General features: G+C 58.9%; 9 protein-coding genes and 1 pseudogene. 9 read left to right on the forward strand and 1 reads right to left on the reverse strand.

The window, feature by feature from the left end:
• A complete protein-coding gene (locus OL236_RS01315) occupies positions 1 to 246 on the reverse strand; it encodes a hypothetical protein (RefSeq protein ID WP_265071055.1) in 246 nt (81 codons plus the stop codon).
• 357 nt (positions 247 to 603) lie between these two features.
• On the opposite strand from OL236_RS01315, the gene OL236_RS01320 reads away from it, so the two are divergent.
• The 9 genes and pseudogenes from OL236_RS01320 to OL236_RS12500 form a co-directional block, all read left to right on the forward strand.
• Positions 604 to 4,464: a YDG domain-containing protein gene (locus OL236_RS01320; RefSeq protein WP_265071056.1), complete on the forward strand. Its 3,861-nt coding sequence runs from the start codon at positions 604 to 606 to the stop codon at positions 4,462 to 4,464.
• Positions 4,465 to 4,513: 49 nt separating this feature from the next.
• A complete protein-coding gene (locus tag OL236_RS01325) occupies positions 4,514 to 4,663 on the forward strand; it encodes a hypothetical protein (RefSeq protein WP_265071057.1) in 150 nt (49 codons plus the stop codon).
• Between the two features lie 245 nt (positions 4,664 to 4,908).
• Complete coding sequence (locus OL236_RS01330) at positions 4,909 to 5,052, forward strand: hypothetical protein (RefSeq protein ID WP_265071058.1); 144 nt, start codon at positions 4,909 to 4,911, stop codon at positions 5,050 to 5,052.
• A gap of 11 nt (positions 5,053 to 5,063) precedes the next feature.
• Positions 5,064 to 5,429, forward strand: a complete 366-nt coding sequence (locus tag OL236_RS01335) for an autotransporter outer membrane beta-barrel domain-containing protein (RefSeq protein WP_265071759.1) — start codon at positions 5,064 to 5,066, stop codon at positions 5,427 to 5,429.
• 36 nt (positions 5,430 to 5,465) lie between these two features.
• Positions 5,466 to 9,143, forward strand: a 3,678-nt coding sequence (locus tag OL236_RS01340) for a YDG domain-containing protein (RefSeq protein WP_265071059.1), incomplete at its 3' end; no start/stop codon positions are given.
• Between the two features lie 44 nt (positions 9,144 to 9,187).
• The gene (locus tag OL236_RS01345) at positions 9,188 to 9,997 is read left to right on the forward strand and encodes a YDG domain-containing protein (RefSeq protein ID WP_265071760.1); all 810 of its coding nucleotides are present in this window, start codon (positions 9,188 to 9,190) and stop codon (positions 9,995 to 9,997) included.
• 337 nt (positions 9,998 to 10,334) lie between these two features.
• A complete protein-coding gene (locus OL236_RS01350) occupies positions 10,335 to 11,972 on the forward strand; it encodes a ShlB/FhaC/HecB family hemolysin secretion/activation protein (protein WP_265071761.1) in 1,638 nt (545 codons plus the stop codon).
• A gap of 123 nt (positions 11,973 to 12,095) precedes the next feature.
• On the forward strand, positions 12,096 to 12,947 hold the full coding sequence (locus OL236_RS01355) for an Rpn family recombination-promoting nuclease/putative transposase (RefSeq protein ID WP_009644889.1): 852 nt from the start codon (positions 12,096 to 12,098) through the stop codon (positions 12,945 to 12,947).
• Positions 12,948 to 13,160: 213 nt separating this feature from the next.
• Positions 13,161 to 13,325 (forward strand): annotated as a pseudogene (locus OL236_RS12500) (ShlB/FhaC/HecB family hemolysin secretion/activation protein); the annotation flags it as partial.
• Positions 13,326 to 13,343 lie beyond the last annotated feature (18 nt).

Below are 13,343 nucleotides of genomic sequence, written 5' to 3' on the forward strand. Positions count from 1 at the left end.
CTATGACAGAAATCCCGTACGCATCTCCTTCAGCATATAGGCGCGGTAGATGCGCTCGACCTCGCTTTTGCGGCGCGTGGCAATCGGCAGCAGCGTGCCATCCGTCAGATGAAACGAGCAGCGACGCCCGTCGGCATCGACATAGCGAATCATAGGGCGCGGCGTATGCTCGGCGCATACGCTTTCGAGAAGCCTGCAGAGCCGGTTCAGATCTTCCGGCATATCGTCCAGTACAGCAATATTCATCGTACGACCTCCTCATCATATTCTAGGGAAATCCATGCGGATTTGCAAGCATGGATTTCCCTCTTTTGCGTTCATACCATACTTTCGGCGCTTGTGCCAACTTTTATTGCTATTTCGTATAAATGTGAGAAAATAATAGAGAAAAGGTCTTTGATCTTAACGAAGAATACTATATGGGACAAAGGAGCGTCGCACCTCTCTTGATCTCTGTCTGTGCCGCCGGCGACGGCGGCAAAAAACGCACCTTCCGAGGTGTGCGAAGCCGATGAGTATAGAAGCAAAAATCCGTAAACACCTTGTGCAAATCGAAACATTGTTAAACGCAAGAAAGATTTCTTGAGAGAAAGGATGAGTCAAATGAAATATCATCATGCAAAGCAGCTGTATCGCGCCGTCGCCTGTGCCCTTTTCGCAGGCATCGTTGCCGCGCCCTTTGCCGCGCAGACGGCGTATGCTCTCCCCATCGAGGGCACGAACGCAGCGACGAACAAGACCGAGGCAGATATCTCCACGAGCGGCGCGGTCATGGACATCGTGGGCAAGACCGATCACAATATCCTCAAATGGGAGGACTTCTCCATCGAGCAGAACGAGAAGGTGCGCTTCGACGGCGGCAATCAGGAGCGCGACTATCTGAACCTCGTCACGGGCGAGGGCGCGTCGAACATCTACGGCACGATCGAGGGCGGCAGGAACATCTACCTCGTGAACCCGCACGGCATCCTCTTCGCAAAAGGCTCTGAGGTCAATACGGGCGCACTCTACCTCTCGACGGCGAAGCCCGATGATATTGCCACAGCGACGAACACATTCAAGACAAACGGCACGAGTCCACTCTCCGCGACCGTGCAGACGGGCGATGTGCTGAACCTCGGCACGGTAAAGGCGGCGAAACTCTACATCGAGGGCAAGAATGTCAAAGTCCTCAACACGGATGCTGTGACGGACGCAAACGGCACGGCACTCACGGGGGCGAACGTCACGATTCGCAGCGCACAGACGCCGCATATCGGCTACGATGTCGGGCATAAAACGACGGAGAATATCGACGTGAACGGCGCAGCGACGCCGTATCAGGTTTTCGACTACGCGAGCACGAATGCCGACCATCACAAGGCATCTGCAAAATCACGCGGATGGGATGTAGCGAACCTCGGCGGCACGCCGCATACGGACTATGACCTTATGCGCGTGCACGACGTCTACGACCTGCAGAATATCAATGCGAAACGGGACGGCAGATACATCCTCGCCGGCAACATCGACGCAGGTGTCACAAATACATGGAATCGTACTGTGTATGGCATAGAGGGCTTCCTTCCGATTGGAGAAAATTATGCCACGCAATTTACGGGACGATTCGACGGCGCGGGCTACACGCTGCGGGGGCTGTATATCAATCGTCCGAATGAGAATACTCAAGGGCTGTTTGGCTACACCGTCGGGGCACGCATTGAGAATCTCTCCCTTGTGGACGGCAATGTGGAGGGGCACGACTCGGTCGGCGGCATTGTGGGATATGCACAGGACACTGTGATTCGGAACGTTTCATACGCCGGCAGGGTCAATGGAAATCAGATCGTCGGCGGCATTGTGGGATGTGCGTGGGGCGGCAGCATTCAGAATGCATGGAATGCGGGCGCAGTCAGCGGGACAGGTCATAGCGCCGGCGGTATTGTGGGATATGCACGTGAGGCTGCTAAGATTCAGAATGTCTGCAATACGGGCGCGATCACAGGGAATGAGAGAGTCGGCGGCATTGTGGGGGCGATAGCGGACAGTACCCTTCAGAATGCATGGAGTACGGGGCCGGTCACAGGGAATCAGCAGGTCGGCGGCATTGTGGGGGCGATGGAGAACATCACCCTTCGGTATGTATGGAATACGGGGACGGTCGCAGGGAGTCAGAAGGTCGGCGGCATTGTGGGAGAGGCGGACGGCGGTACCGTTCGCCATGCCGTATCGAAGACGGGCAGTGCAGGGCAGGCAGTCGGCTCATCCATCAGTGGGGCTGACGTGACGACGGATGTCAAGGTCGCTGCCGAGGCGGATATGAAGCTGGCGGCGACATACACGGACTGGCAGGACGAGCACGGCAACGCCGTCGTTGCCACCGAGGGCGGCAAGGGCACGCCGTGGCGCATCTACAACGGACATACGATGCCCCTCCTCACGGCACTGATGAAGGGCACGAAGCGCCTTGAGAAAGTCTACGACGGCAATGTCTTTACGACAACGGACCCGCACATCACCCTCGTCCATACGGGGAAGGATGTCGGCACATACGATGCCTACAGTGACCAGTTTGGCTATAACCTCATCGGCGGCGCGATCATTAAGCCGCGCGCATTGACGATTAGCGCAGTTGCGGCACAGAGTAAGACCTACGACGGCACGCGCGACGCAGACGCCGCGCAGTTCCACGCGACGCTCGGCAATATCGTCGCAGGCGAGGAAGGCAGCGTAACGGCGACCGCCACGGGCGCGGCGTACAACGACAAGAACGTCGCTGGGGCAAATAAAGTGAGCTACACGGGAGTCGCGCTCGGAGGTACAGGCGCGGGGAACTACAGTCTCGCCGCGACGACAGCGCAGGGGGCGGGCAGTATCACGGCGAAGCAGCTGAATCTCGCACTGACGGGCGGCGCACGCTTTGACAAGACGTATGACGGGAATGCAAACGTCACGCAGACGCTCACGAAGGGCGGGAACTATACGCTCTCGAATTTCGTCAACGGCGAGGGCGCAGGGCTTGCACTTGCATCCGTGACGGGCACGTATGCGGACAAGAACGCGGGTACGGGCAAAACCGTGACCTTTAGCGGGCTGACGCTCACGGGTGCGGGCGCGGGGAACTATTCCCTCTCTACGACCACCCTCACGGCAACGGGCAACATCGCAAGGAAGACGCTGACGCTCGAAGGGACGGCGGGCACGCAGTTCACCAAGACATACGACGGCAACGTGAACGTCACGCAGAACCTCGCGCGCGGTACGAACTATCGGCTTGCGGGCGTGGTCGAGGGCGAGGGCACGGACATTGTCGCGCTGAACGAATCCGCCGCACAGGGCGCATACGCGACGAAGGATGCACAGGCGGCGGGCACGCAGCAGAACGTCACCTTTACAAATTTCGCGCTTACGGGTTCGGGCGCGGCGAACTATACGCTTGCGGCGAGCAAGACCTTTGAGAATGCGGGCAGGATTACGCCGAGGGAGCTGAATCTCGCGCTCACGGGTGGCGCACGCTTTGACAAGACGTACGATGGGAATGCGAACGTCACGCAGTCGCTCACAAAGGGGACGAACTATAGTCTCACAGGCTTTGTGACGGGCGAGGGCGCGGACATCGAACTCTCTGCCGTCACAGGAAAATACGCCGACAAGAACGCCGCCAGAGATAAAGCCGTGACCTTTGACGGGCTGACGCTCACGGGCACGGGCGCGGGGAACTATGTGCTGAATAGCCCCACGCTCACGGGCATAGGCACGATCATGCGGCGTGCGCTGACGCTCGGCGCAGTCGCGGCGCAGAGCAAGACCTACGACGGCACGACCGCCGCAGACGCTTCGAAGTTCGGCGCGGTGCTGAACAATGCCGTCGCGGGTGACAATGTAACGGCAGCCGCCACGGGTGCGGCATACAACGACAAGAATGTCGCTGCGGCAGCCACCATTGACTACACGGGTGTCGGTCTCGCGGGGGCGGATGCGGGGAATTACACGCTCGCCGCGACCGCCGCGCAGGGAGCGGGCAGTATCACGCCGCGCGATCTCACGCTCACCGCCGACGCGCAGAGCATTGTGCAGGGCGAGGCGCTGCCCTCCTTTACGGGACATGCGGAGGGCTTCGCGGACGGCGAGGACGAGCGCGTATTCGGTACGGACGGCATCACATTTGGCACGACGCTGACGAATACCGACACGCCGGGCAGCTATGGCGTTACGGGACGCATCGGCAGCACGAGCGACGGCGTGCTCGGCAACTATCGGATTCGACAGGCGGCGGGCAACGCGAACGCCTTCACCATCTACGTCGCAGACCTGCCGGGCGGTATACTCGCCTCGCTCGTACAGGATGCCGCGCCGCGCTTTGATATGGGCTTCGGGCAGGAGGTCTATGTATTCGGCTTGCCGCGTCCCATCCCCACGGCAACGCTCGGCATCTATCGCTTCGATGCGGAACGTGCCTTCGAAATTCAGGGCTTGCGTCTTTGATGGCGCATATCAGTGCTTCCTTACATCTTTGTGAAAAGGAGTCCTTCCGTTGAAGATAAAAGAAAAACACGCGCGCTTTGGACTTGCCGTACCTCTTGCGTCGGTGTTTCTGCTGCCGAGCACAGCCTTTGCAGCGACGAATTTGCCGCAGTCCGATGCGCATCAGCCGAAAAGGTACAAGAATCACCCGCAGCGGTGATCGGCAAAGTGTGGTAGAGCACTTTTCTCATACCGTGCCTTACACAAAAACGAGGAATCCCTGCACATGCAAGGACTCCTCGTTTTTCATAAAACATTTTATGGAAATAAGAAAAGGATTGTTGACTGTTTTCGCGTTCATGACATACTTTCGGCGTTTATGACATACTTTGTTGATATTTCTCTCAAATGTGAGAAAATATTGATAGGATCTATAGTCCTTTCGTAACAGTAAAGCGGAGGAAAATGATGGCCTATGAAATTGCGTTTGGCGTCGACACGGGCTATGTAAAATACGCGGGCATCGTCATGACCTCCATTGCCGCAGAGAATGCGGGGGAGGAGATAGCTATCCCCCGCATTTCTACTGGACACCACAGGTCGAGCTGAACTATGGACGCATCGGCGCGGCAGACTACACGATGCGTGCAGGTTCTTTGCCGGGGGCTCACATCGCAAACGATGCCGTCACCACACTCGTCGGGCGCATTGGCACACAGATTGGCTGCGAGGACGAGCACGGCACGGTCTATCTGAAACTCGGCTATCTGCGCGAGTTCAAGGGCGATCTCCACATGCGGGCGCAGTATGGATCGACCTCCATTGACCGCAGCTACACGGCACGGGACAGCTATTTTGAGTATGGACTGGGCTTTACACGGCGCGTCGGCAGAGCGGACATCTACGGTGAGCTCAGCCGTACGGCGGGCGCGGATGCCATCAGCGAGAAGTGGAAGGCGAATCTCGGCGTGCGCGTCGAGTTCTAATCGTATACTATTTGAAACAAGAAAGGTCGAAGCAAAATGAAATCAATATCGAAGAAGCAGCTGCGCTGCAAACTCCTCTGTGCCCTCGTTGCGGGCGCACTCGCCGCCCCCTTTGCCGCACCGCACGCGTATGCGCTGCCCATCGAGGGCGCGAACGCCGCGGCGAACGCGGACGCGGCGACGATTAGAACGAACGGCACAGCCATGAACATCGTGGGCAAGACCGACCACAATGTGCTCCGCTGGGAGGACTTCTCCGTCGATAAGGACGAGATAGTACGCTTCGACGGCGGCGCACAGACACGCGACTATCTGAACCTCGTCACGGGCGAGGGCGCGTCGAACATCTACGGCACGATCGAGGGCGGCAGGAACGTCTACCTCGTCAATCCGCACGGCATTCTCTTCGCCGAGGGCTCGCAGGTCAATACGGGCGCACTCTACCTCTCGACGGCGAACCACGCTGACATTGCCGCAGCGACGAATACATTCAAGGCAGACGGCACGAGTCCGCTCTCCGCGACCGCACAGACGGGCGATGTGCTGAACCTTGGCGCGGTAAAGGCGGCGAAACTTTACATCGAGGGCAATAACGTCACCGTCCTGAATACCGATGCTGTGACGGATGTGCACGGCACGGCGCTCACGGGCAACGCGGTCACCATCCGCAGCGCGGAAGCGCCGCATATCGGCTACGATGTCGGGAATAAGATAACGAAGAACATCAAGGTGGGCAGCACCCCGACGCCGTATCAGGTCTCCGACTATGCGAGCACGGCTGCCGACCATCGCAAGGCATCTGCAGAATCGCGCGGATGGGTTGTTCAGTACCTCAACGGCGAGCCTCATGCAGACTATGACTATATGCGCGTGCACGATGTCTACGAACTGCAGCATATCGAGGCGAATCTGCGCGGCAGATATATGCTCGCGAACGACATCAACGCGAGCGAAACAAGTGGATGGAATCACATAGGATACCACGACCCGGAGGGATTCATGCCGATTGGCGGCAATGGCAGCAGCGGTCCTCAGTTTAAAGGACGATTCGACGGCGTCGGACACAGGATAGAGCATCTTCACATCAATCGACAGGAGGCTGACGAAGACAGCTATATCGGGCTGTTTGGCAATATCAACGGGGCGATGATCGAGAATCTCTTCATCAAGGACGGCTATGTGAGGGGGTATACTCATGTCGGCGGCATTGTGGGTGCTGCAGAGGGGACTCTCATTCGGAATGTCTCCTTTAGCGGCACGCTCAGTGGATCGGATTATTTCGGCGGCATTGTGGGGACGGCGAAGTACGGCATGATCTGCAATGCCTACAATGCAGGGAAAGTCGATGCGGGCACGTATGTCGGCGGTATTGTGGGCGCGGGGGAGCGCGTTACCCTTCAGAATGTCTGGAATGCAGGCGAGATCCGAGGCCGTGGAGATGGGCGCGATGCGTTCATCGGCGGCATTGCGGGAGCCATGAAGAACAGCACCGTGCAGAACGCCCTGCATACGGGAACTGTGGCGCGAGATGGTCAGCCGAGTCAGGATGAAGCCCAGACCGTTGCCGGCATTGTGGGACAGGCGGACGGCACCTCGGTCAGCCATGCCGTATGGAAGGCGGGCAGTGTAACGCAGGGTTGTTCGCCGACTTTTATCGCCCACGCGGTCGGCGAATCGAAAAATGGCACAGAAGAGGTTGACGTCGCAAAGCACAGTCTGGAGGATATGAAGAAGGCGGCGACATACACGGACTGGAAGGACGAGAACGGCAATGCTCTCGTTGCGACCGAGGGCGGCAAGGGCACGCCGTGGCGCATCTACGACGGCAAGACCACGCCCATGCTCACGGCTCTGATGAAGGGCACGAAGCGACTTGAGAAGACCTACGACGGCAAAACATTCGGGGACGGGGACGCGCACATCCTTTCGGATACTGCCCTTGAGAAGAATGTCGGTACACGCGATGCGAGCGGCATCTACAGTGATGCGTTCGGCTATGACCTCATCGGCAGCACATACAGGATTGCGCCGCGCGTGCTGACCATGAGCGGCGTCGCGTCGCAGACGAAGACCTACGACGGCAATACGAACGCTGACGCCACGCAGTTCAGCGCGACGCTGAATAACGTCGTCACGGGCGAGGAGAGCCTTGTCACGGCGACCGCCACAGGCGCGGCATACAACAGCAAGGATGTTGCGACGGCAAATAAAGTCAACTACGCGCTTGCACTCAGTGGTACGGGCGCGGGGAACTACACGCTCGCCGCGACCACCGTGCAGGGGGCGGGCACAATCTCTCGCCGTGCGCTGACCCTCGGCACAGTCGCGGCGCAGACGAAGACCTACGACGGCACGACAGCTGCAGACGCAGGGAAGTTCCGCGCGGCACTCACCAATGCCATCGCGGGCGACAGCGTGGCGGCGACCGCCACGGGCGCGGCGTACAACAGCAAGGATGTCGCGGGGGCAAATACGGTCAATTACACGGGCGTCGCGCTCGGAGGAGCGGATGCGGGGAACTACAGTCTCGACGCAGTAGCACAGGGCACGGGTACGATTACGCGCCGTGCGCTGACATTTGACGCAGTCGCGGCACAGACGAAGACCTACGACGGCAATATGAACGCAGACGCCGCACAGTTCAGCGCGACGCTCGGCAATATCGTCGCGGGCGAGGAGAACAGCGTGTCGGCGACCGCTGCGGGCGCGACGTACAACGACAAGAACGTCGCCGGGGCAAATAAGGTGAGCTACACGGGAGTCGCGCTCGGAGGTACAGGCGCGGGGAACTACAGTATCGCCGACACCGCGCAGGGCAAAGGCACAATCACGAAGCGTGCATTGACCCTTGGTACAGTCACAGCACAGACAAAGATCTACGACGGCACGACTGCGGCAGACGCAGGGAAGTTCAGCGCGGCACTCACCAATGCCATCGCGGGCGACAGCGTGGCGGCGACCGCCACGGGTGCGGCGTACAACAGCAAGAATGTCGCGGCGGCAAGCACCATTGGCTACACAGGTGTCGCCCTCTCAGGTGCGGATGCGGGGAATTACAGTCTTGCTGCGACGACGGCGCAGGGAGCGGGCACGATCACGGCGCGTGAGCTGACCCTTGGCACAGTCGCGTCGCAGAGTAAGACCTACGACGGTACGAGAGCCGCAGACGCATCGAAGTTCAGTGCGGCACTCGGCAATGCCATCGCGGGAGACAGTGTAACGGCGACCGCCACGGGCGCGGCGTACAATGACCATAACGTCGCTGCGGCAAGAACCATTGACTACACGGGTGTCTCACTCGGAGGTTCGGATGCAGGGAATTACAGTCTCGCCGCCACAGCAGCGCAGGGTGAGGGCAGGATAACGCCGAAGGAGCTGAATCTCGCGCTCACGGGCGGCGCACGCTTTGACAAGACGTATGACGGCACGGCAAACGTCGCGCAGACGCTCGCAAAGGGGACGAACTATAGTCTCACAGGCTTTGTCACGGGCGAGGGCGCGGACATCGAACTCTCTGCCGTCACAGGAAAATACGCCGACAAGAACGCCGCCAGAGATAAAGCCGTGACCTTTGACGGGCTGACGCTCACGGGCACGGGCGCGGGGAACTATGTGCTGAATAGCCCCACGCTCACGGGCATAGGCACGATCATGCGGCGTGCGCTGACGCTCGGCGCAGTCGCGGCGCAGAGCAAGACCTACGACGGCATGACCNCACAGGAAAATACGCCGACAAGAACGCCGCCAGAGATAAAGCCGTGACCTTTGACGGGCTGACGCTCACGGGCACGGGCGCGGGGAACTATGTGCTGAATAGCCCCACGCTCACGGGCATAGGCACGATCATGCGGCGTGCGCTGACGCTCGGCGCAGTCGCGGCGCAGAGCAAGACCTACGACGGCATGACCTTGGCAGACGCATCGAAGTTCCACGCGGCACTGAACAATGCCGTCGCGGGCGACAGCGTAACAGCCGCCGCCACAGGTGCAGCCTACAACGATAAGAACGTCGCCGGAGCAAGCAGGATCAACTATACGGGTGTCGACCTCGCGGGTGCGGATGCGGGGAATTACACGCTCGCCGCGACCGCTGCGCAGGGGACGGGCACAATCACGCACCGTGAGCTGACCCTCACCGCCGCACCGCACAGCATCGTGCAGGGAGAGCCGCTGCCATCCTTCACGGGACGTGCGGAAGGCTTCGTCGACGGTGAAGACGCATCCGTATTCGGTGCAGACGGCTTGACGTTTGAGAGCACAGTGACGAATACCGAAACGCCCGGCAGCTACGGCGTCACAGGGCGCATCGGTGGCGTCACAGACGGCGTTCTCGGCAACTACCGCATCCGACAGGCGGCGGGCAACGCGACTGCCTTCACCATCCATGCCGCAGCACTGCCGGGCGGACTCCTCGCCGCGCTCGTGCAGGACGCTGCGCCGCGCTTTGACTTCGGTTTCGGCGACACCGTCTACCTCTATGGCACCGCGCGTCCCATCCGCGCCGCAACGCTCGGACTCTACCGCTTCGATGCGGAAGATGACCTCGAAATTCAGGGCTTGCGTCTTTGATGGCGCATACCCGTGCTTCTTAAGGAAACACTGATAAAATGAAGTCGCCCAGATTTGCATAGATGCGCTGTATCTATAGCGGTCAACGTCAACCAATCATGCGGCGTGCTTCGCACTTGCATTCTTGGGACGTTTTCGCATACGAGCCGTTGCCCAATCGCCTGCGTCCTTCGGACTTGACTCTTGGACGGCTCAGCAAGGAGACAAACCACAGGCGTAGCGGTGCTACGTCGAGGATTTGTCGACGACGAGAGGACAGCACAGATATGTGAAGATGGGTGGCTGAATTTATCAGTGCTTCCTTGAATCTTTGTGAAAAGGAGTCTTTCCGTTGAAGATGAAAGCAAAACACTCGCACCTCAAACTTGCGCTGCCCCTTGCGGCGGCGCTTCTCCTGCCGGGCACAGCCTTCGCCGCGACGAACCTGCAGCCATCCGATGCGCGCCTGCCTGAAAAGGCGCAGGAAAACGCGCTCGAAAGCCGCCTGCCGAACCATGCAGGCGGCGGCAAGGCGATGATGCCTTTTCGCCTCTCGCGCATCGACGTCGAGCAGGACGGCACGCAGCTCTCCACCAAGGCTCTCGACGAAAGAATCGCGTCCTACCTTCGCCGCCCGATTTCTGAAGCCGATGTCAACGACCTGCTCGCCGAACTCACGCAATATGCACGCAGCCACGGCTACCCTGCGGCATCCGCCTACCTGCCGGCACAGTCGAATGCGGACGGCACGCTCACCATCCGCATCCTCGCCGGACGCTATGGCAAAATCACCGTTGAAAACAGCGCCGCCATCAGCGACGCGAAAATCGAGCGGCTCGCCCATGCACTCAAAGAAGGCGCACCCATCGAAGGCAAGTCCTTGGAAACCGCCCTATACAACATCTCCGCCCTCGGCGGCATCGAAGCGGCAGGGCTTCTCTCGGCGGGCACAACCTTCGGCACGGGCGACCTCACGATCCGCGTCAAGGACGGCAAACGCCAGAGCTATGTCCTCTACAGCGAGAACTACGGCAGCGAACCCTCGGGCCGCTACCGCTTCGGTCTGCAGGGGAGCTTGGAAAACCTCACGAAGAGCGGCGACCGCCTGAACCTGGGGCTGACCCTCTCCAACAAAGACCTGCACAACTACAGTATCAGCTACAGCCACCCCGTCGGCGCCGACGGCACCACGCTCGGCATTGGCGTCAGCCGCATGGACTACGAGCTGTCGGGAGCTTTCCGCCGTCTCGGTGCAGAAGGCACGGCGGACACCTTGAGCCTCTTCGGCACGACGCCCCTTTGGCGCACGGCGCAAAGCTCGCTCGCCGTCACCTACGGCTGGGACTGGCGCAGGCTCAAGGACGAGTACAAGAAGATCGGCATGGAGCTTGAAAAGCACAGCAGCACCTTCCATCTCGGCATCAAAGGGGCAGAGCGTCAATATCGCACCTCGTGGAGCTACGACCTCACGGGCTACTGCGGACATCTCGGCGCGGACTCTGACTGGGCGCGTCGGCAGATGAAGCGTGCGGGTACGGAAGGCAGCTTCACGAAAGCCGTGCTGAACCTCAACCTGCGCCACGAGATCAGCGACCGCTGGAACATCAGCCTCAAGGCGCAGGCGCAGAAAGCCGGAACGAACCTCGACAGCTCGGAAGAAATCTACCTCGGCGGAGCGAACGGCGTACGCGCCTATCCGCAGGGCGAAGCCTCGGGCGACAACGGCTATTTGGGCAGCATTGAGCTTTCGTACCGTACGGACGTGCCGAATCTCGCCCTCAGCACCTACTTCGACATGGGTCGCGTGCAGTACGCCAACGATGGAAAAGACGGCAGCGAAACCCTCAAAGGCTGGGGCATCGGCGTCACCTACAGCCGCCCCGGCGACTACTTCCTGCGCCTCGACTGGGCACGCCGCATCGGTCTCGCCAATAACGCGAGCGACGATGCCAAGGCAAAGAACCGCCTGTGGTTCATGGTCGGCAAGGTCTGGTAAGAGAAAAGAGGGGCTGTTGCATAAGTCGAATTTGACTCATGCAACAGCCCCTTTTCAGTCTTGACAATATTCACTGCAATGCATACTATGATAGTAGAAGCGTATGGGGAGGGGAGCGAACCTGTGAGAATAATCAAGAAAGATATTCCTGCAGAATATTGTGCATTGATACAGAAATTCCGCTTGATCGATGATGCGTTTTTCAACGTATGTTTTGACAACTATATCGAAGGAATGCAGCTCTTATTGCATATCTTTTTCGGTCGGGATGATCTCATCGTCAAGCATGTTGTCACGCAGCAGAGTGCGGACAATCTCTATGGTCGCGGCGTGCGCTTTGATGTGTTGGCAGAAGACAGTGAGGGGAAACTCTACGACTGTGAAATTCAGCGTGCCAATGAAGGTGCGATTCCGCGCAGGGCACGCTACAACAGCAGCATGATGGATTCGCGGGAACTGGCAAAAGGAGAGGATTTCTCGTCACTTCCGGAAACATGGGTGATCTTCATCACGGAGAACGACATCTATGGAGCAGGTTTCCCGCTGTATCATGTGGAGCGGATCATAGAGGAGCTTCAGCGCCCGTTTGATGATGGGGCGCATATCCTCTACGTCAACGGCGCAAACCGTGACGACACGCCGCTTGGGAAGCTCATGCAGGATTTCTTTTGTGAGAATCCGAAGAAGATGAATTACAAAGAACTTGCTGAACGTGTCGATTATTTTAAGGCAGAAGCAGAAGGAGTGAATACTATGTGTGAACTGATGGAAAAATTTGGTGAGAGGAAACTGGAAGAGGGACGTATGGAAGGACGCCTTGAGGGACGTGCTGAGGGACGTGCTGAGGGACAGCGCAGGATGCTTGATATGGTGCGTTCTTTGTTCGCGCTGAATGTTCCCCTTGAGGTGATCGAGAAGGCGAGCGGCTTGACGCGTGCGGAGATTCTGGCGCTGCAAGATGCGCCTGCCGAATAGTATGGCTGTGCGAAGAGAGTCTTCTTCGCGATAAGATTTTTTGACACTAAGACCGCCGCATCGTTCGATATGCGGCGGTCTTATTTTATCAGCGTTTCCTTTATCACTTTTCAGCAAGTATCGGTCACTTTCTGCAATTTGCTTGCTTATCATGCAGCGACGTATTAAAAGGACGGCAAGCGCCAGAGCTTCGCCCTCTACAGCGAGAACTACGGCAGCGAAACCCTCAAGGGCTGGGGCGTCGGCGTCACCTACAGCCGCCCCGGCGACTACTTCCTGCGCCTCGACTGGGCGCGGCGCATCGGCCTCGCCAATAACGCGAGCGACGACGCCAAGGCAAAGAACCGCCTGTGGTTCATGGTCGGCAAGGTCTGGTAAGAGAAAAGCAAAAGAGCG

The sequence above is a fragment of the Selenomonas sputigena genome (assembly GCF_026015965.1).
GTDB lineage: Bacteria > Bacillota > Negativicutes > Selenomonadales > Selenomonadaceae > Selenomonas.

Coding starts and splice junctions, on each gene's coding strand:
- OL236_RS01320 (WP_265071056.1), top strand. CDS start 604: ATGAAATATCATCATGCAAAGCAGCTGTATCGCGCCGTCGCCTGTGCC.
- OL236_RS01350 (WP_265071761.1), top strand. CDS start 10,335: ATGAAAGCAAAACACTCGCACCTCAAACTTGCGCTGCCCCTTGCGGCG.
- OL236_RS01330 (WP_265071058.1), top strand. CDS start 4,909: ATGATGGCCTATGAAATTGCGTTTGGCGTCGACACGGGCTATGTAAAA.
- OL236_RS01315 (WP_265071055.1), bottom strand. CDS start 246: ATGAATATTGCTGTACTGGACGATATGCCGGAAGATCTGAACCGGCTC.